The organism is Rhodococcus sp. USK13 (genome assembly GCF_018343855.1).
Classification (GTDB): domain Bacteria; phylum Actinomycetota; class Actinomycetes; order Mycobacteriales; family Mycobacteriaceae; genus Rhodococcus_F; species Rhodococcus_F oxybenzonivorans.
Genome location: NZ_CP069242.1, coordinates 6,703,042 through 6,720,402, shown reverse-complemented (window position 1 = coordinate 6,720,402; position 17,361 = coordinate 6,703,042). Strand labels below are relative to the sequence as shown.

Below are 17,361 nucleotides of genomic sequence, written 5' to 3'. Positions count from 1 at the left end.
TGCGCCTCGGGTCAGCCGCCGAGTGCGGGTCCGCACTAATTCGGCTGTGCCGGTTGTGATTCCAGACGCTGCTCGAGGGTGGCCAGATTGCGTGGCATCTCCCTGCGGGCCTGTGGGCGCACAGCAAGTGGCACGAGAATCTTCCCGATCCCATGGCCTTCGAAGTCGACCGCGATCGTCACCCGCGAGCGATGCCCGGCATCGAGCGGATCGACGGACACCTTCACCACGGCACGGATCGGGCCGTCGACACCGTGCACACCCCAGGTTCTCGGCGGGTCGATGTGCGTGAGTTCGGCGGTCACCGAGCGCTCGGCGAACCCGATGCGGCGCGTGGTGCGGCATTTCTCGCCGACCCGCGGGGTCCCGTTCGCGTCCATGTGACCGCCGACCACGCCCTTCTGCCACTCGGCGAAGCGGGTCGGGTCGGTGACGTAGCCGAACACCTGCGCCGGTGGACGGTCGATCTCGATGCTGGTCGTGATCGGCGCCATCAGTGCCGCTCACTGTCGACGGCGCCACGGTAGCGCTGCAGGTAGAGGGGCCACCCGGCGTCGTGCTCGACACCGTCGCGGACCGCTTCCCAACCCTGACCGTGGCGCTCGAGGTTGCGGTGCTCGAGCTCGACCCGGGTGCGATCATCGGATTCGGCGATGAACCGGACCTCCACCTCGCTGGTCTTGGCCGGGTCGGTCTCGATCTGCCAGTGCCCGTTGATGTCCCAACTGAACACCACCCGGTTCGGCGGCTCATAGGCAAGGACCCGCGCCCACCGGCATTCGGTGCCGTCCACACCACGGTCGTAGATGTGGCCGCCCACCCTCGGTTCGAACACGGTCTCGGCGATCGGGACCGCCATGATGTTGTGCTCACGCGGCTTGATCGCATCGAATCGCTCGATGAACAACGCGAACGCGCGCTCCACACCTGCGTTCACCACGACCTGCTTGCGCACCGACTCGTGTGTTTGTGTCATGACCTCTCCTGCGGGTTGTTCGACCGCATCCTTGAATGCGGTCAGGACCTGTACCCAGAACCGGTCGAGCTGCGAGCGCAGCACGCCGATACCGGCCGGGTCGAGGTGATAGATGCGGCGTGTTCCGACTGCCCGATCACGGACCAGCCCAGCGTCTTTGAGCACCTTCAGATGCTGCGAAACCGCCGGCCGGCTGATCGGCAACTCCCGTGCGAGCTCACCGACCGCGCACGGCCCCTCGGCCAGACGCTCGAGGATCGTGCGCCTCGTCCGATCAGCGAGCGCGCCCCATTCATCTCCAGCTTGGTAAGTATCTACGAACGGTAAGCCTTCGCTTACGAAGCGTGGTTGTCAAGAGTATCCACCGTGACCTGGCGGCCGCAGCACCGCCGATGGGCGCACACGCTCATGCGGCGTTGCAGCGGTGGGTCGACATGAGCACTCCTTGCTACGTTTGCACCGATATACAACACCGTTGCTTTCGTTGCGGAGAGGAGCGGGGCGCGCGGTTGACCACGGTCCACTCAGTCGAGTCGATGCCTCACCCGACAGAGGAGACTGCTACCCGGAGTGACCAGTCGTGCTCAACCTCCGGTTGGTCTGCGCAAGTTGCCATTCCGTTTGCTGCTCGAGGCGGTCGAGCTGGGCGGCGCGGAGTCGGTCGCAGACGAAATTCCAGTGCACCGCCACACGATCGCCGACGGCGAGATCGGGGACGAAGGCTCCCTCGGGCACCGTGTAGTCGGCGGGCACTTCCCGGTCGGGTCCGAGGAATAGCTGCCCGTGCTCGAACATCAGCGGTCGTGAACGGACCACTGCCCGGTTCGCCGTGAACCTCACCACCTCGCCCCAGCTGATCCGGCACGAGTCGAGGACGTGCAGCGGTTGCGGCATCCCCGTGTCGAGTAGCCGCGACCACGGGTAGACGCCGAAGACATGGAAATTGTGAGTCGGCGCCGCTTCGACGAGGAGCTCCCCGGTCAGGTGTTTCCAGTAGTGTCCCGCTGTCGACGCCAGCCGCGCGAGGAGGGTTGCGCCGAACTGGGATCGGTCTATGCGGTCGATCAGGTCGTCGGCCGTCCAGTAGGCACGGACCACCCGCTCGTCCAGGGGGTCGGCGATGCCCGCGAGTTCCGCGATCACCTGTTGATACGGCCAGGCGCCGCTGAACTGCCGTGCCAGCGAGAGCACATCGACGTCGGTGGCCTGACCGCACGCGAACGCCTGCAGTCGCTCGGAACCCGGAGGGCCGCAATACCCGAGCGCATTCGGGGCGTGCGCGTACTGCGCGAACAGGCGGTGCCCCGGCAGCACCGAATGTTCGAGCGACACCATGGCAGTCAGGCTCGCTGCCCGAGCAGCTGCGCGGTCTCCCGGTGCAACCGACCGAAGTTGTAGTAGGCGGCGCAGGCGCCCTCGGGGGAGACCATGCAGGTACCGATGGGTGTCTCCGGTGTGCAGGCCGTCCCGAACACCTTGCATTCCCAGGGCTTGATGACACCCTTGAGTACCTCACCGCACTGGCATGCCTTCGGGTCGGCGACGCGGATGCCCGGCATCGAGAACTTCTCCTCGGCGTCGAACTCCGCGTAGTTCCGGTGCACCTTCAGTGCGCTCTGCGAGATAAACCCAAGGCCCCGCCACTCGAAATGTGGTCGCAGCTCGAACGTTTCGGCCATCAACTTCAGCGCCTGCACGTTGCCCTCCGGGCGCACCACCCGCTTGTACTGATTCTCGATCTCGCAGCGTCCCTCCCGAATCTGCTGGAGCAGCATGTGCACCGAGGCGAGAATGTCGAGTGGCTCGAAGCCGGCGACGACCATCGGCTTGCCATACACCTCGGACACGAAGCGGTACGGGCGCAGTCCGACCACCGTGGACACGTGCCCCGGGCCGAGGAACCCGGACAGCCGCAGGTCCGGCGACTCCAGGATCGCCTTGATGGGCGGAACGATCGTGACGTGGTTGCAGAACACGCTGAAGTTCGTCACCCCGAGTGCCCGCGCCCGCACCAGGGTCACGGCCGTGGACGGCGCCGTGGTCTCGAAGCCGACCGCGAAGAACACCACCTGCTTGTCCGGATTGTCGATGGCCACCTTCAGGGCGTCGAGCGGTGAGTACACGAACCGGACGTCCGCGCCCCGCGCCTTGGCCTCGATGAGATTGCCCTTCGAGCCGGGCACGCGCATCATGTCGCCGAAGGTGGTGAAGATGACACCGGGCTGTTCCGCGAGCCACATCGCGTCGTCGACGCGGCCCATGGGGATGACGCACACCGGGCATCCGGGCCCGTGCACCAACTCCACCGATTCGGGCAGCAGGTGCTCGATACCGTGACGATAGATCGTGTGGGTGTGGCCGCCACACACTTCCATGAACTTGAACTCGTCACCGCGGGCCAGCTCGGTGATGGACTTGACCAGGGCTCGCGCCGCTGCGGGGTCGCGGAATTCGTCGACGAACTTCATCACTTACCTCTGACTCTCAGGCGATCTCGGACGAGTTGAACGCGTCGATCTCGTTCACATAGTCGGCGCCCATCTTCTGCACCTGGTCCAGGGTGAGTTGCGCCTCGATTTCGTCGATCTTCGCCATCGCGAACCCGACGTGCACGAGCACCCAGTCACCGACCACCAGGTTGTCTTCGGCGAGCAGTCGAACACTGATCGTTCTCTGGACGCCGTTCACGTCCACCTTGGCCAGATGCTGTTGGGCGTCGACGATGTCGACCACCTGACCGGGTATTCCCAAGCACATCGGGTTTCTCCTCTCCGGGAGGTTCTCAGCAGATCCGGGGTAGGGGGTCACCGACGAGCATGTCGACGATCCGGCTGCCGCCGAATGATGTTCTCAACGCGACGATTCCTGGGGGTTCCCTCAGAATCTCGCCCACGATTGCGGCATTCGCTCCGCGGGGGTGCGCCCGCATCGCCGTCACGGCGGCCTCGGCTTCCTCCGCCGCGACGACGGCCACGAACTTGCCCTCGTTCGCGACATACAGGGGGTCGATGCCGAGCATGTCGCAGGCACCGAGCACCTGCGGTTGGATCGGCAGGGTTTCCTCGTCGACGATGACGGCGACCTGGGCGGCCTTGGCGAGTTCGTTGCAGACGGTTCCGACACCGCCGCGCGTGGCGTCGCGCATCCACCGTGTCGACGGCGCCGCCGCGAGGAGCGCTTCCACCACTCCGTTCACCGGTGCGGTGTCCGAGGCGATGTCCGCTTCGATCGCGAGGTCACCCCGCGCCAGCATGACCGCCATTCCGTGTTCTCCGATGGTGCCGGACAGCACCACCTTGTCGCCGGGCCGGACGAGGTCCGGCGACAACCGCCGACCGTCGGGGATCACACCGACGCCCGCCGTGGAGATGTACACGCCGTCGGCGGCACCCTTGCCCACCACCTTGGTGTCGCCGGTGACGATCTGCACTCCAGACAGAATCGCCGCCTCACTCATGTCGGCGACGATCTCCTTCAGCTCCGCGATGGGAAAGCCTTCCTCGATGACGAATGCCGCCGACAGCCACTGCGGCCGCGCACCCGACACCGCAAGGTCGTTGACCGTGCCATGGACGGCGAGGTGACCGATCGATCCACCCGGGAAGCGCCGCGGCTGCACCACGTAGGAGTCGGTGGAGAAGGCGAGCCGCTCACCGGAAGGCAGTGCCAGGGCCGCGGCGTCCCCGAGCTGTTCCAGTTCTTCGTTGCGGAACGCCTCCACGAAGACGGCATCGACGAGCGCGGCCGACGACTTGCCGCCTGCCCCGTGCGCGAGGGTCACCACCTCGTCCAGCAATCGCGGCCGACGCTGACGGAACTTGTCGATGCGTTCGAGTACGCGGTCTTCGCGCTGAGCCGAGGTGGCGGGTTCGGTGGTGCTCATGCATACGCTCCCGGTCTCGCGAGATGTTCCTGGGCGACGGACCACAACCGGTACCCGAGCATCGCGTGGCTTTCCTGAATGCGATGAATGCTCTGCGAGTGGATGGTGAAGCAATAGTCCAAGTAGTCGGCAACCGCCATCCGGCCGCCTTCGTGTCCCGCGAATCCGATGGTCAGAAGACCTCTGCTCTTCGCCTCGGTCAGCGCCGTCATCAGATCGTCGGAATTGCCGGAGGTCGACAACGCAATGGCCACGTCCCGATCCCGGGCGTGGGCGATGATCTGCCGCTTGAAGATCAGATCGAACCCGACATCATTGGCCAATGCGGTCACCACGGCCTGGTCGGCGGCGAGGGACCAGGCCGCGACGGGGCGTCCCCGCGCCGGACGACTGAACAGGGTCGCCAGGGTCGCGGCATCGGTGGAGCTGCCGCCGTTGCCGAACGTGTAAAGGCGGCCGCCGCGCCGAAACCTGTCGGCCATCTCGATGCCGGCCGCTGTCAGGCCTTCGCCGTACTCCTCGAGTGAGGCCCGTTGCAGCCGTGCGCTTTCGGCTGCTTTTCCACGCGCCGAGGCAGCCAGGTCGTCGAGGAGGCTCTTCGCGTCCGTCTCCTCGGAGTCGATGAAGGGGTAGAGAAAGTTGGTGCTCTCGGAGTCGTGCGTGGTCATCCTTCCCTCTCCTGCTCTGCTTGGCGGGGCTCTGTGCCGTCGAGTCGGGTGATAGCTGCGCCCGCATGGACGAGGACCAGGTCGTTCGGCCGCACGTCGGACAATACGCTGACGTCCACCCATTCCTCACCGGTGGCGGTGCGCACCAGGGCAGGGCCGAGTGCGTCAGCGGGCTCCAGCACCACTTCGCCGAGACGGCCCTCGTCGCTGCAGGTGACGCAGCCGGTCTGGGTGCACTCTTCGGTGGCGGGCTTCAGCAGCCCCGAGTGCTCGAAGCAGACGTGCGTGAGCTCCCACAACAGGTGGTACATCAGGACGAATCGCCCGGTGGCCGGGACCATCGGGTCGTCGGAATCGACCCACAGGATGTGGTTCGCCGCTCCGGCGGGTGGGCGCGGTCCCGCCCCGATCCACAGGGTTTCGACGCCCCACGCGGGGGCGCGGCGCATCGCGTCCACGACGGCCGGTTCGTCGGCCGACGCGACCGCCAGCAGGACGTCACCGGGCCGGCTCGCCACCCGGGACTGCGCCACGGGGTCGGGCTCGACGAGAGCGACCGACGGCAACGCGCGTTTTCCCATGATCACCGGGTGCACGAATTCGACCGCCACGTGGTGGGCGTGCGGCTCCCATTGAGGTGAGATGACCCAGAGCGTCGCACCGTCGTGGAATCTGCGCGCAAGGGCAAGTGATGCGGCGGCAAGGTCTGCCGACAGGTCCGTGTCGACGAGGTGGCCGCCCGCTTCGGTTGTCGTCATTGACTTCGCTCCCGTCCCCGGGCCATTCGGTCGGGGCTACCGACGTCACGGTCCGCGCATGGTCGCCGCGGCACCGATCACCGCCTGGCCGAGGGAGAGTCCTCCGTCGTTGGGAGGCACCCGGTGGTGGGTGAGGACTCGATAACCGCTGCTCTTCCAGTGTGCTCTCAACAGACCGAGGAATAAACGGTTTTGAAAGACTCCACCGGTCAGTCCGATCGTGGTAATGCCGGTGGTGGCGACGGCGAGGTCGACGAGCGTGGCGGTGGCCTCGGCCAGGGCATGGTGGAAACCGAGTGCCAGTTCCGCGGGAGGCGTCCCCCCGTGGACACCCGCGATCAGGCCCGACAGAAGTGAATGGATCCCGATCTGGTCGCCGTCCACGTCCATGGTGAGCGGGGCGGGGTGAGTGGTGGTGCGAGCGAGCGCCTCGAGTTCGATGGCGGCCTGCCCCTCGTAGGTGACGCGGTGACGAACACCCAGTAGGGAGGAGACCCCGTCGAACAGACGGCCCGCGCTGGTGGTCCTGACGCAGCCCCTGCCCGACACCAGTTGTGACGCGACCGCCGCGCGTTCTGCTGCCGGCAGCGCGTCCGTGCAGGGGAGTCCGTCGAGGTTCCCGATCCCGGCCTCGTGCAGGAGGGCGAGTGCCACCCGCGCCGGGTTGCGGACGGCGGCATCACCGCCGGGAAGGGAGAAGGGCTGTAGGTGTCCCAGACGCCGGGTGCTCAGCACTTCGGGGCCGACGCGGAGGATTTCACCGCCCCACACCGTGCCGTCGCAGCCGTATCCGGTGCCGTCGAAGGCCACACCCAGCACCGTTGTGCCCAGCAATCCCTGTTCCGCCATCAGTGACGCGACATGTGCGTGATGGTGCTGGACGGTGTGCAGAGGGGTGCCGGTCAGCTCGCTGTACCGCTGCGCCCAGTGATGGGTCGAGTATCCGGGATGCGCATCGGCGATCACTGCCTCGGGCGAGATTCCGTGGAGGTGCGTCAATTGCTGCACCGACGTCTCGAACGCCCGCAGACTTTCGAGACTGCCCATGTCGCCCAGGTGCGCCGAACAGAAGGCGTAGTCCTGCCGGGTAAGGCAGAAGGTGTTCTTGATCTCGGCACCGACCGCCAGCACCTCCGGACTGTGCTCCGGGAGTACGACCGGCAGTGGTGCATAGCCGCGGGATCGCCGGATCGGCAGGACGGTGTCACCGTCCACCGACAGCACCGAGTCCTCGCACGGCACGGCGATACGGCGGTCGTGCATCAGGAACACATCCGCGACACTCCGAAGCCGCGTGCGCGCATCGTCGTTGTCGAAGCACAGCGGTTCACCGCTGAGATTGCCGGAGGTCATCACCAGCGTCCGCGGTGGTGTCACCCGGCCGCCCGGGGTGCGCGCGAACAGCAGATGGTGCAGCGGCGTGTAGGGGAGCATCACACCGAGGTCGTCGATGCCGGGAGCGATGCCCTCGGACACGGAAGTCGAGTCGTGCTTGCGCAGCAGGACGATCGGCCGGGCCGGATGCTGCAGCAGGGCAGTCTCGAACTCGGAGATCCGGCACAGTTCCCGCGCCACGGAAAGGTCGGCCGTCATCACCGCGAACGGCTTGTCCGGCCGATGCTTGCGCTTGCGGAGGGTCGCGACCGCCGCGCTGTCGGAAGCGTCGCAGACGAGATGGAACCCGCCGAGACCCTTGACCGCGACGATTCTCCCGCCGTGCAGCGCCCGCTGCACGGCGAGCAGTACGGTGTCATCGCCCGTGAGACGTTCACCGTCCACTTCGGCGAACAGGTGCGGACCGCAGTCGGGGCAGCAGACCGGCTGCGCGTGGAACCGGCGATCACCGGGGTCGCGATACTCGGCCGAGCACCGCTCACACAACGGGAACTCGGCCATCGTCGTGTTGGGCCGGTCGTAGGGCAGGTCGGTGATCACGGTGAAACGAGGTCCACAGTTCGTGCAGTTGATGAACGGGTGGCGGTACCGGCGGTCCTGCGGATCACCCAGCTCGCGGAGGCAATCCGCGCACGTCGCCACGTCAGGTGAGACGAGCGTTCTCGCACCGGCGACGTGACGGCTGTCGATGATCCGGAACGAGTCGTCGCCCCGCAGCGGTACCGCTTCGACGGCCACGTCCACGATGACCGCCATCGGCGGCGCGTCCGCGCGGAGCCGGTGGGTGAACTCCGACAGCGACGCGGCGGGACCTTCCACCTCGATGAACACGCTGACGTCGTCGTTGCCGCAGTGGCCGCTCACACCGAGGTCATCGGCGAGGCGGGCGACGAATGGGCGGAACCCGACGCCCTGCACGACCCCGTGAACCGTGATGCGCGATCGTTCGACCGTCATCCTCGGATGATTCTCCGGTCGAGGTCCCGGGCGCAAGAGGCCTGCGTGGCGACGCCCGGCTACTCCTCTTCGGCGGCGCGAGCGCCGGTGACGATGTCGATCAACCCGTAGTCCCGCGCCTCGTCCGCGGAGAGGATTCGGTGTGCGCGCATGTCGTCGATCACCGTGTCGACGGGACGTCCACAGGATTCGGCGATACGACCCTGCAGTCGGCGTAGCTGCCGCGAGTGGTGTTCGGTGGCAGTGGCGATGTCCGATGCCGAGCCGGCACACGTGGTCCGCGGTTCGCGGAGGTGGAAGGTGGCATGAGGTGCTGCCGTCCGCCTCTCGGCGGGAGACAGGAGCGCGACCGCTACGCTCGCGACGGCGCCCTGGCAGTGGACGTGCAGCGGCACGCTCATCAGATCCAACGTGTCGAGCAGCGCGGCGGCCGCGTCGACATCGGCGTCGACGCTGCGCAGCCACACCTGTACCGGCCCGTCGTCGGATGCGTCGAGCAGGGCGAGTGACGCAGCAGCGCGGTTGGTGGCCTCGCTGTCGAGCCGGCCGGTCAACGTCACGATTCGTTGATCGAACAGGCGCTCGGTGAGCCAGTCGGAACTGGGAGCGGGGACCGACGTGACGTGCATCGGCGCGGGTGGCTGCCGCGGATCCGGTTGCCACGGTGTGTGGAACGGCGGGACGGGCGGCGGTGAGGGTGGTGGCCAGATCATGGTGATGACTCCCGTTGTGCAGAGATCGTCCAATCGACAGTCCGGCCGACGGCCGCTGCATACCGTTCGAGCGTCGAGAGCCGAGGATCGATGTCACCGCGCTCGAGGCGGGCTATCGCGGACTGCGACGTGCCCATCTGTGCCGCGATGTCGGTCTGGGTCAGTCCGTGCTCGAGCCGGGTGGCGACCAATTCGTCCAGGAGCGCTCGACGCCGGCCGGACAGGTGTTCCAATCCGGGAAAGGCAGTGCGCCGAGGTTCGGTCGACATACCATCGATGATATCTCGAATGCGGTATATGGAGGGGTGCTCATGGCGAAAGTTCGTGCGGCCGTCGTCGGCGGCGGCATCATCGGTCTGGCGGTCGCCCGGGAACTTCTGCACCGGATCGACGGCCTCGAGTTGACGCTGTTCGAGAAGGAGACCTGTGTCGCGGCCCATCAGACCGGCCACAACAGTGGAGTCGTCCACGCCGGTCTCTACTACACTCCCGGCAGCCTCAAGGCCCGGCTGTGTCTGCGTGGTGTCACCCTGCTCCGGCAGTATGCACAGGAGAAGGGTGTGCGCTACGAGGAATGCGGCAAAGTGGTGATCGCCCACGATTCCAGTGAGATCGCTCGTATGAACGCCATTTTCGAGCGTGCCGTTTCAAACGGGGTGCCGGACGTCCGGTTGCTCGACGGCGGCGCGATTCGGGACATCGAACCGCACGCACGCGGCGTCGCCGCAATTCATTCCCCGAGAACTGCGATCATCGACTACGTCGCGGTGGCGGAGGCGCTCGCCGGAGACGTCGGCGCGGCCGGTGGGCGGGTACGACTAGGGACCGAAGTGGTGGGGCTGGAAAGCCGGGCGCGGGAGGCCGTGGTCACCACCTCCCGCGGGACCGAGTCGTTCGATCTGGTGGTCACCTGCGCAGGCTTGCAGTCGGACCGAGTCGCGGTACTGTCCGGTGAGTCGCGATCACCGCGCGTGGTCCCGTTCTCCGGCGACTACTTCCTGTTGCAACCTGAGCGTTCGTCGCTGGTGAAGGGACTGATCTATCCGGTGCCGGATCCTCGCTATCCGTTCCTCGGTGTCCATCTCACGAAACGGATCGACGGCCGGATCATGCTCGGCCCGAACGCTTTCCTTGCACCCGGAAGGGAGGCGTACACGCGGCGGGACTGGTCGGTGCGCGATACCGCGTCGGCGATCGGATTCCCGGGGTTCTGGCGGTTCGCCCGAGGGAACGTAGCGGCAGCCGTGCGTGAAGCCCGCACCGTCCTCAGTGCGGAGGCGTTCGTGCGGGAGGCGCAGAAGTACGTGCCCGATGTGCGTCGCGCGGACGTCACCCGTGGTCCCCGGGGGATACGGGCCCAGGCCATGAACGCCGACGGAAGCCTCGAGGACGACTTCGTCATCACCGGGGCGCACCGCGTCATTCACGTCCGGAACGCGCCCTCCCCGGGTGCGACGTCCTCGCTTGCCATCGCGGAGTATGTCGTCGACGAGGCGCTCGCGCGCGCAACGGGGTGAGCTTGCCGGACCCTCCGATCGTCACACCGCGGCAGTCGGAGGGTCAGCGGCGTCGCAGCTGGAGCGTGAAGCCCTCGGGCATGAGGGTGAGCCGCTCGGCGATCTTCAACTGATAGTCCGGATCACCCACGATGTCATAGCGGCGCAGAATGGTCCCGAGAACGAGCACGGCCTCGTGTATCGCGAATTGTCTTCCGATGCAGGCACGCTCGCCGGTGCCGAAAGGCTTGTATACGTGCGCGGGACGCGACCGGATGCGTTCGGGCAAGAAGTTGTCGGGGTCGAAGGCCTCGGGATCGTCCCCCCAGACGGGGTCGCGGTGCAGCGCGGGGATGAGAACGAGGACCCAGTCGCCGACCTTCATCGGATACTTGCCGACGAGAGTGGTGTCGACGGTGGCCTCCCTGCCGTAGGCGGGCGCCGTGGGCCACAGGCGCAGTGACTCGTCGAGCACTCGTCGCACATATCGCAATTTGGCGATCTGCTCGAACTCCGGTGTCTCCTCGCCCCACACCTCGTCGACCTCGGCGCGGGCCTTCGCAAGCACCTCGGGGTGACGAGAGAGGTAGTAGAGGGCGAAAGACAGCGCGCCGGAAGTCGTCTCGTGTCCCGCGACGAGGAAGGTGACCACCTGATGACGGATGTTCAACTCGTCGATCTTGTCGGGGTGATCTTCCCTGGCCGCCCGCAACATCAGTTCGAGTAGGTCCTCAGGGCCTGCGTCGCCGCTGCCTCGGCGGGCCCGGATCACCTCGTCGACCACTTCGGCCAGATACTCCAGATTCCTCGCATTGCGGCGATCCGCCCGGCGCGTCAGGAGACGCCCGAGCGCGGACGTCTTCACGAACGTCGTCCGCTGCGAATGGCTGAGTGCGCCCACCATGGCCTGCACGAATGGGTGCGGACGTGGACGCTCGAACGAGTCGAACGAATAGCTGAAGCCCGTGCGGCCGATCGTCTCGAGGGTCAGCTTGGTCATGTCCGAAGACACGTCCACGGGTGTGCCGTCAGTGCGGCGGTCCCAGTACTGGGTCAACTCGTCGGCGACGTCGAGCATCGTACGGTGGTACGAGCGCATCGCCGGCTTCGTGAAAGCCGGCGCGAGCAGGTTGTGTGCCTTGCTCCAATTGGGCTCGTGGTTGTAGGCGGTGAACAGCCCGTCTCCGCCCAACTCCCGTAAGGAGGCGACGCCGGGAGCGAGGTGTTTGGCGAAACGGGACTCGTCCGACAGTTCCGCCACCATGTCAGCGCCCGAGGCGAACACGAAGCGGTTACCGAGGACGTCGCGTTCGAAGATGGGCCCGAGCGTCTTCCCGATCTCCATCGAATTCTGCAATGGAGTGCGGATGTTGATGCCGAGCACGTCACCGAGTACCGGTAGTCGCCAGCGGGGATGAGGAATGGCCGCGGTGTCGCGCTCGCGAAGTGATTCGACGCTCATATTGCCCCCGGTGTGTCACGCACTACTGAATTGATGTCTAGTACGCAAGGTACGCCTTACTGAATCGGTGTCAAGTAGTAGCGTGAGTCAGCATGACCAGTGCCCGCCGCCGCCTCGACCCCGAACAGCGGCGGACGCAGCTACTCGACATCGGCGCGCGTTTGTTCGCCGACCGGCCGTACGAGGACGTGTGGATCGAGGAGGTCGCCGAGCTCGCCGAGGTGTCGCGTGGGTTGATGTACCACTACTTCCCGACGAAACGAGACTTCTTCGCGGCCATCGTCGAGCGCGAGTCCGAACGGCTTCTGGCGGCCACTGCCCCCGACCCGTCGTTACCCGTCGAAGAGCAGGTGGCGGCGGGCCTCGACGCGTATCTCGAGCATGTCGCCAGCCATCGACACGGCGTGCGGGCGGTCAACTTCGGTGCCCTGTCGGCGGATGCCGACATCCGGGCCATCGTCGAGCGCGAACTCGACGCGCAGCAACGCCGGATCGTCGACGCCCTCGACCCACCGGCGGAGGACCGTGAGCTCATCGGTGTCGCGGTGCGCGGTTGGATCGCCTTCGTCCGGGCGGTGTGTATGGATTGGCTCGATCATCCGTCGATCCGCGAAAGCGAGCTTCGGGACCTCTGTCTGCGGTCGCTGACCGGCATGCTCGGTGGGAGGCCGGAATGAATCCCGTGATCATCGAGCGAGAATCGACTGTCGATGCACCCATGGACCGGGTCTGGGACCGGGTGGTGAGCCCCGAGGGCATCAACGACGAGTTGCGGCCCTGGTTGACGATGAGTCTGCCCCGCGGCGCCGGGTCGATCACCATCGACACTGTTCCCGTGGGCGACCCCATCGGCCGCGCCTGGCTCAGACTGTTCGGCATTCTGCCCTTCGACTACGACGCCCTGACCATCGCCGAGCTCGATCGGGGACGACGGTTCCACGAGAAGTCGACGATGCTCAGCATGCGTCGTTGGGAGCACGAACGCACTCTTGCTCCGTGCGAGGACGGTCGTACTCGGATTTCTGACCGGATCACGTTCGAACTTCGTACTCCGATGGCCGTGATGGCGCCCTTGATCGGTCGCGTGGTGCACGCCCTCTTCGGTCACCGGCACCGTCGCCTGCGGCGTCATTTCGACCGACCGATCACCAGTCGGTGAATCAGCCGTGCCGCGGTGCGTGCGGTGCGCTGGTCGATGTCGTAGACAGGATTGAGTTCGGCCACTTCGCAGACGGCGAGTTTTCCACTGACGGAAACGGTGTCGCAGATGAACTGCACCGTCTCGGCCGGAATGCCGAACGCGGCGGGCGCACTCACTCCCGGTGCGACTGCAGCGGGCAGAGCGTCGAGATCGATGGTCAGGTAGACGAGGTCCACGCCCGCCAGGAATTCGAGGACAAACGCTCGCAAAGCTGTCCGGTCGAACGAGTCGTCGTCCGACAGATAGCGCACACCGAGTCGCCGGGCGGTGTCGAACAGCGCTGTCGTGTTACTCGGCTGGGCGATGCCGATCACCGAGTACTGCACTGAGGTTCCGGCGGCACCTTCGCGCTCGAGTATCTGACGGAACGGCGTTCCCGACGTCGCCACTGGACCGGGGCGGAGATCGAAGTGCGCGTCCACGTTGAGGATTCCGATTCGCCGATCCGGGGTTCTCAGTGCGGACCGGGCCAGACCGAGGTACGTCCCGTACGCCATTTCGTGCCCGCCGCCGAGGACGACCGGGAAGTGACCCGCGTCGAGAACGGTGACGACGGCCGCCGCGAGCGCCTCCTGCCCGGCCTCGAGCCGATCATCGACGACTGCGATGGTGCCGACGTCGTACGCCCGAATCGGGTGGGGCAGCGCCATGGAGGAAAGTGCGGACCGCAACGCGTCCGGTCCGCCCGCCGCCCCCCGCCGCCCCTTGTTTCGTGCCACCCCTTCGTCACTCGCGAAACCGAGAAGCACGGTCGCCCCCGGTTCGGCTGCGGGATCGAACGGTGTGACCACCTGATGCCAGCGCAGGTGCTCCGACGTGGAGCCGTCCACTCGCCCCGACCAGGTCGGCGGGGGAGTGGACACCGGAATGGGCACGTTCACGGCCGGCACCGGGTGGCCGAGTATGCGAGGACGCCGCGGCGCCACACGTCGGTGACCAGGGGGACGCCCGGGCGATAGGCGAGATGCAGATACGACGGTGCATCGAGGGCCAGGGCGTCGGCACGGGCGCCGGGACGCAACACCCCGACGTCGTCTCGTCGCAGTGCCCGTGCACCCCCGGCTGTGGCAGCCCAGACGGCCTCGTCCGGTGTCATGTGCATGTCTCGCACCGCGAGGGCGATGCAGAACGGCAGGCTGGTGGTGTAGCTCGTCCCGGGATTGCAGTCCGCGCCGAGTGCCACTGTCACCCCGGCGTCGATCAGGGCGCGGGCGTCGGGGTACTTGTTCCGGGTCGAGAAGTCCGCTGCCGGAAGGAGAGTCGCCACTGTGGAACTTCCGGCCAGGGCGTCACGGTCGGACTGCGTGGTGTAGCAGACATGGTCGACGGACGCGGCTCCCAGCTCCACTGCCAACTGGACGCCCGGTCCCTGGCCGAGCTGATTTCCGTGTACCCGCGGGATCAGGCCTCTCGCCATCCCGGCAGTGAGGACCGCGCGTGCCTGGTCCCGGTCGAATGCCCCTCTCTCGCAGAAGACGTCGATCCACTTCGCCTCGCTTGCACACGCGTCGATCATCTCTGCGCACACCATGGTGACGTAGTCGTCGGTGCGCCCTTCGTATTCGGGCGGCGGCACGTGCGCGGCGAGCAATGTGACCTCGTCGGTGAGCGACGCCGCGATCCGGGTGCAGCGCAGTTCGTGTCCGACCGTCTGGCCGTACCCGGTCTTGCATTCGACGGTGGTGCTGCCCGACCGCAGCGCTTCGGCGAGAAGGCGACGCGAATTCGCCTGTAGTTCTTCGTCGGTCGCGGATCGTGTCGCTTCGATCGTGGTGCGGATCCCGCCCGCGGCATACGCGTGCCCGGCCATGCGCGCGGCGAACTCCTCGGCACGTTCGCCGCCGAAGACCAGGTGCGCGTGGCTCTCGACGAAACCCGGGAGGACGGCCCGGCCGCCGAGATCGTGTCCGGTATCGGCGCTCGGGGCGGTTCCCGAGGGCCCCACCCACGCCACTGTGCCACCGTCGAATACGACGGCCGCGTCGCGGATCAGTCCGAGCGGACCGGCTCCGGCGCCCGGGTCGTTGGTCACCAGCATGCCGATGTTGGTGAGGACCGTCGAGCGGGCGGCGTTCGTCGTCACGACGCACCCTCACCCTTCGGACATCGGTATGCGCACACCGCGCTCCCTGGCGATGTCGGCGGCGTGTTCGTACCCGGCGTCGACGTGCCGGACGATTCCCGTTCCGGGGTCGTTGGTGAGCACCCGCGTCAGTTTCTGCGCCGCCAGTTCGGTGCCGTCCGCGACACAGACCTGCCCGGCGTGGATGGACCGCCCCATCCCGACGCCGCCGCCCTGGTGGATCGACACCCACGACGCACCGGACGCAGTGTTGAGCAGTGCGTTGAGCAAAGGCCAGTCGGCGACGGCGTCGGAGCCGTCCGCCATCGCTTCGGTTTCGCGGTACGGCGAGGCGACCGACCCCGAATCGAGGTGGTCGCGGCCGATCACGATGGGCGCCGACACCTCACCGGAGGCCACCATCTCGTTGAACCGCACACCCGCGAGGTGCCGCTCGCCGTACCCGAGCCAGCAGATGCGGGCGGGCAGACCCTGAAAGGCCACTCGCTGCCCGGCCAGTGTGATCCACCGGCGCAGGTGCTCGTTGTCGGGGAAGAGATCGAGGATCGCGGAGTCGGTGACGGCGATATCTGCGGGATCACCGGACAACGCGGCCCAGCGGAACGGTCCCCGCCCCTCCTCGAACAGCGGCCGGATATACGCGGGAACGAATCCGGGGAAGTCGAATGCGCGGTCGTAACCGGCCTTGCGCGCCTCGTCCCGGATCGAGTTGCCGTAGTCGAACACCACGGCGCCCCGATCGAGAAACCCCACCATCGCGGCCACATGGCGGGCCATCGACGCCCTGGCGTCCTCGGTGAACGTCACCGGGTCCTTCTCCGCCATCCTCTTCATGTCACTGAAGTCCATTCCGAGCGGCAGATACGACAGCGGGTCGTGCGCGGAGGTCTGGTCGGTGACGATGTCGATCGGTGCCTTTCTGGCCAGCAACTCGGGGAGCACCTCGGCAGCATTGCCCTCCAGACCGATGGACAGGGGACGCCTCGCGTCGCGGGCTTCCACCGCGAGAGCCAGCGCCTCCGAGATGTCTGCGGCCTTGACGTCGAGGTAGTCGAGTGCGATCCGGCGATCGATGCGGGTGACGTCGCAATCGACGCAGATCGCCACGCCCTCGTTCATCGTGACCGCGAGCGGTTGCGCGCCGCCCATCCCGCCCAGGCCCGCGGTCAGGGTGATCGTTCCCGCGAGCGTGCCACCGAAGCGGGAGCGGGCCACCGCGCCGAAAGTCTCGTACGTGCCCTGAAGGATGCCCTGCGTGCCGATGTAGATCCAGGAACCCGCTGTCATCTGGCCGTACATCATCAGCCCGAGTGCCTCGAGCCGCCGGAACTCCTCCCAGTTGGCCCAGTCACCCACCAGGTTGGAGTTGGCGAGGAGCACCCGGGGCGCCCACTCGTGCGTGCGGAACACCCCGACCGGTTTCCCGGACTGCACCAGCATCGTCTCGTCCGACTTCAGGGTCCGGAGCGTCCTGACCATCGCCTCGAAGGCGTCCCAGCTGCGCGCGGCCTTGCCGGTCCCGCCGTAGACGACGAGGGAGTCGGGGTGCTCGGCAACCTCGGGATCGAGGTTGTTCATCAGCATCCGCAACGCGGCCTCCTGCGGCCAGCCGAGCGTGGTGAGTTCCGGCCCGCGGGGTGCCGACACCCGTCGTGGCCCGGCAGTCGAAGGCGTCGTCGTCACTGTCCACCCTCCAGCTTTCGATGGTCTCGAGTCAGTGTGGGTCTAGAAGCAGTGTGCTCCCGCTGGGCAACGAAGGGGACGGGTTT

At 66.8% G+C, this 17,361-nt stretch carries 18 protein-coding genes and 1 pseudogene; 3 read left to right on the top strand and 16 right to left on the bottom strand.

Features of this window, described 5'->3' with window-relative positions:
• Window positions 1-35: 35 nt before the first annotated feature.
• The 12 genes and pseudogenes from JQT59_RS33630 to JQT59_RS33575 form a co-directional block, all read right to left on the bottom strand.
• On the bottom strand, window positions 36-494 hold the full coding sequence (locus tag JQT59_RS33630) for an SRPBCC family protein (protein WP_213573815.1): 459 nt from the start codon (window positions 492-494) through the stop codon (window positions 36-38).
• Complete coding sequence (locus tag JQT59_RS33625) at window positions 494-976, bottom strand: SRPBCC family protein (protein WP_213578311.1); 483 nt, start codon at window positions 974-976, stop codon at window positions 494-496. The genes JQT59_RS33630 and JQT59_RS33625 overlap by 1 nt, the downstream gene beginning before the upstream one ends.
• Window positions 977-994: 18 nt before the next feature.
• A pseudogene (locus tag JQT59_RS33620) lies at window positions 995-1,294 on the bottom strand (ArsR/SmtB family transcription factor); the annotation flags it as partial.
• Between the two features lie 243 nt (window positions 1,295-1,537).
• Window positions 1,538-2,311: a DUF6390 family protein gene (locus JQT59_RS33615; protein ID WP_213573813.1), complete on the bottom strand. Its 774-nt coding sequence runs from the start codon at window positions 2,309-2,311 to the stop codon at window positions 1,538-1,540.
• Between the two features lie 5 nt (window positions 2,312-2,316).
• Window positions 2,317-3,444, bottom strand: coding sequence for a hydrogenase formation protein HypD (gene hypD, locus JQT59_RS33610; RefSeq protein WP_109326808.1), 1,128 nt, complete (start codon window positions 3,442-3,444; stop codon window positions 2,317-2,319).
• 16 nt (window positions 3,445-3,460) lie between these two features.
• Window positions 3,461-3,733, bottom strand: a complete 273-nt coding sequence (locus JQT59_RS33605; RefSeq protein ID WP_109326811.1) for a HypC/HybG/HupF family hydrogenase formation chaperone — start codon at window positions 3,731-3,733, stop codon at window positions 3,461-3,463.
• Between the two features lie 25 nt (window positions 3,734-3,758).
• Window positions 3,759-4,859, bottom strand: coding sequence for a hydrogenase expression/formation protein HypE (gene hypE, locus JQT59_RS33600; RefSeq protein WP_213573811.1), 1,101 nt, complete (start codon window positions 4,857-4,859; stop codon window positions 3,759-3,761).
• The gene (locus JQT59_RS33595; RefSeq protein ID WP_109326813.1) at window positions 4,856-5,527 is read right to left on the bottom strand and encodes a D-sedoheptulose-7-phosphate isomerase; all 672 of its coding nucleotides are present in this window, start codon (window positions 5,525-5,527) and stop codon (window positions 4,856-4,858) included. The genes hypE and JQT59_RS33595 overlap by 4 nt, the downstream gene beginning before the upstream one ends.
• Window positions 5,524-6,285, bottom strand: a complete 762-nt coding sequence (locus JQT59_RS33590; protein WP_213573809.1) for a HypC/HybG/HupF family hydrogenase formation chaperone — start codon at window positions 6,283-6,285, stop codon at window positions 5,524-5,526. The genes JQT59_RS33595 and JQT59_RS33590 overlap by 4 nt, the downstream gene beginning before the upstream one ends.
• Before the next feature lie 45 nt (window positions 6,286-6,330).
• Window positions 6,331-8,637 carry a carbamoyltransferase HypF gene (gene hypF, locus JQT59_RS33585; RefSeq protein ID WP_213573807.1) on the bottom strand — a complete coding sequence of 769 codons (2,307 nt, stop codon included), beginning with the start codon at window positions 8,635-8,637 and terminating at the stop codon, window positions 6,331-6,333.
• Between the two features lie 59 nt (window positions 8,638-8,696).
• A complete protein-coding gene (locus JQT59_RS33580) occupies window positions 8,697-9,266 on the bottom strand; it encodes an ATP-dependent Clp protease proteolytic subunit (protein ID WP_213578309.1) in 570 nt (189 codons plus the stop codon).
• An 80-nt stretch (window positions 9,267-9,346) separates the two neighbouring features.
• On the bottom strand, window positions 9,347-9,619 hold the full coding sequence (locus tag JQT59_RS33575) for a helix-turn-helix domain-containing protein (RefSeq protein WP_208962680.1): 273 nt from the start codon (window positions 9,617-9,619) through the stop codon (window positions 9,347-9,349).
• A gap of 42 nt (window positions 9,620-9,661) precedes the next feature.
• On the opposite strand from JQT59_RS33575, the gene lhgD reads away from it, so the two are divergent.
• Window positions 9,662-10,867 (top strand): L-2-hydroxyglutarate dehydrogenase, encoded by a 1,206-nt coding sequence (gene lhgD / locus JQT59_RS33570; RefSeq protein WP_213573805.1) that lies wholly within the window; start codon window positions 9,662-9,664, stop codon window positions 10,865-10,867.
• Window positions 10,868-10,910: 43 nt separating this feature from the next.
• On the opposite strand, the gene JQT59_RS33565 is transcribed toward lhgD, so the two are convergent.
• Entirely contained in the window at window positions 10,911-12,308 is a 1,398-nt protein-coding gene (locus JQT59_RS33565; RefSeq protein WP_213573803.1) for a cytochrome P450, read from the bottom strand.
• 92 nt (window positions 12,309-12,400) lie between these two features.
• Between JQT59_RS33565 and JQT59_RS33560 the strand changes: the two genes are divergently transcribed.
• Together JQT59_RS33560 and JQT59_RS33555 are read left to right on the top strand one after the other, a co-directional pair.
• Entirely contained in the window at window positions 12,401-12,985 is a 585-nt protein-coding gene (locus JQT59_RS33560) for a TetR/AcrR family transcriptional regulator (protein ID WP_213573801.1), read from the top strand.
• Window positions 12,986-12,990: 5 nt separating this feature from the next.
• Window positions 12,991-13,467: an Rv1443c family protein gene (locus JQT59_RS33555; protein WP_213578308.1), complete on the top strand. Its 477-nt coding sequence runs from the start codon at window positions 12,991-12,993 to the stop codon at window positions 13,465-13,467.
• Here the strand turns inward: JQT59_RS33555 and hutG are convergent.
• The 3 genes from hutG to hutU are packed head-to-tail and all read right to left on the bottom strand — an operon-like array spanning window position 13,437 to window position 17,275.
• Window positions 13,437-14,384 (bottom strand): formimidoylglutamase, encoded by a 948-nt coding sequence (gene hutG, locus JQT59_RS33550; protein ID WP_213578307.1) that lies wholly within the window; start codon window positions 14,382-14,384, stop codon window positions 13,437-13,439. The two genes, JQT59_RS33555 and hutG, sit on opposite strands and share 31 nt — an antisense overlap.
• Before the next feature lie 2 nt (window positions 14,385-14,386).
• The gene (gene hutI, locus JQT59_RS33545; RefSeq protein WP_213573799.1) at window positions 14,387-15,592 is read right to left on the bottom strand and encodes an imidazolonepropionase; all 1,206 of its coding nucleotides are present in this window, start codon (window positions 15,590-15,592) and stop codon (window positions 14,387-14,389) included.
• 9 nt (window positions 15,593-15,601) lie between these two features.
• The gene (gene hutU, locus JQT59_RS33540) at window positions 15,602-17,275 is read right to left on the bottom strand and encodes a urocanate hydratase (protein WP_213573797.1); all 1,674 of its coding nucleotides are present in this window, start codon (window positions 17,273-17,275) and stop codon (window positions 15,602-15,604) included.
• Between the last annotated feature and the right edge of the window lie 86 nt (window positions 17,276-17,361).

Excerpts from the sequence above, each read along its gene's own strand:
- JQT59_RS33630 (WP_213573815.1), bottom strand. The coding sequence starts at position 494 with ATGGCGCCGATCACGACCAGCATCGAGATCGACCGTCCACCGGCGCAG.
- JQT59_RS33625 (WP_213578311.1), bottom strand. The coding sequence starts at position 976 with ATGACACAAACACACGAGTCGGTGCGCAAGCAGGTCGTGGTGAACGCA.
- JQT59_RS33615 (WP_213573813.1), bottom strand. The coding sequence starts at position 2,311 with ATGGTGTCGCTCGAACATTCGGTGCTGCCGGGGCACCGCCTGTTCGCG.
- hypD (WP_109326808.1), bottom strand. The coding sequence starts at position 3,444 with ATGAAGTTCGTCGACGAATTCCGCGACCCCGCAGCGGCGCGAGCCCTG.
- JQT59_RS33605 (WP_109326811.1), bottom strand. The coding sequence starts at position 3,733 with ATGTGCTTGGGAATACCCGGTCAGGTGGTCGACATCGTCGACGCCCAA.
- hypE (WP_213573811.1), bottom strand. The coding sequence starts at position 4,859 with ATGAGCACCACCGAACCCGCCACCTCGGCTCAGCGCGAAGACCGCGTA.
- JQT59_RS33595 (WP_109326813.1), bottom strand. The coding sequence starts at position 5,527 with ATGACCACGCACGACTCCGAGAGCACCAACTTTCTCTACCCCTTCATC.
- JQT59_RS33590 (WP_213573809.1), bottom strand. The coding sequence starts at position 6,285 with ATGACGACAACCGAAGCGGGCGGCCACCTCGTCGACACGGACCTGTCG.
- hypF (WP_213573807.1), bottom strand. The coding sequence starts at position 8,637 with ATGACGGTCGAACGATCGCGCATCACGGTTCACGGGGTCGTGCAGGGC.
- JQT59_RS33580 (WP_213578309.1), bottom strand. The coding sequence starts at position 9,266 with ATGCACGTCACGTCGGTCCCCGCTCCCAGTTCCGACTGGCTCACCGAG.
- JQT59_RS33575 (WP_208962680.1), bottom strand. The coding sequence starts at position 9,619 with ATGTCGACCGAACCTCGGCGCACTGCCTTTCCCGGATTGGAACACCTG.
- lhgD (WP_213573805.1), top strand. The coding sequence starts at position 9,662 with ATGGCGAAAGTTCGTGCGGCCGTCGTCGGCGGCGGCATCATCGGTCTG.
- JQT59_RS33565 (WP_213573803.1), bottom strand. The coding sequence starts at position 12,308 with ATGAGCGTCGAATCACTTCGCGAGCGCGACACCGCGGCCATTCCTCAT.
- JQT59_RS33560 (WP_213573801.1), top strand. The coding sequence starts at position 12,401 with ATGACCAGTGCCCGCCGCCGCCTCGACCCCGAACAGCGGCGGACGCAG.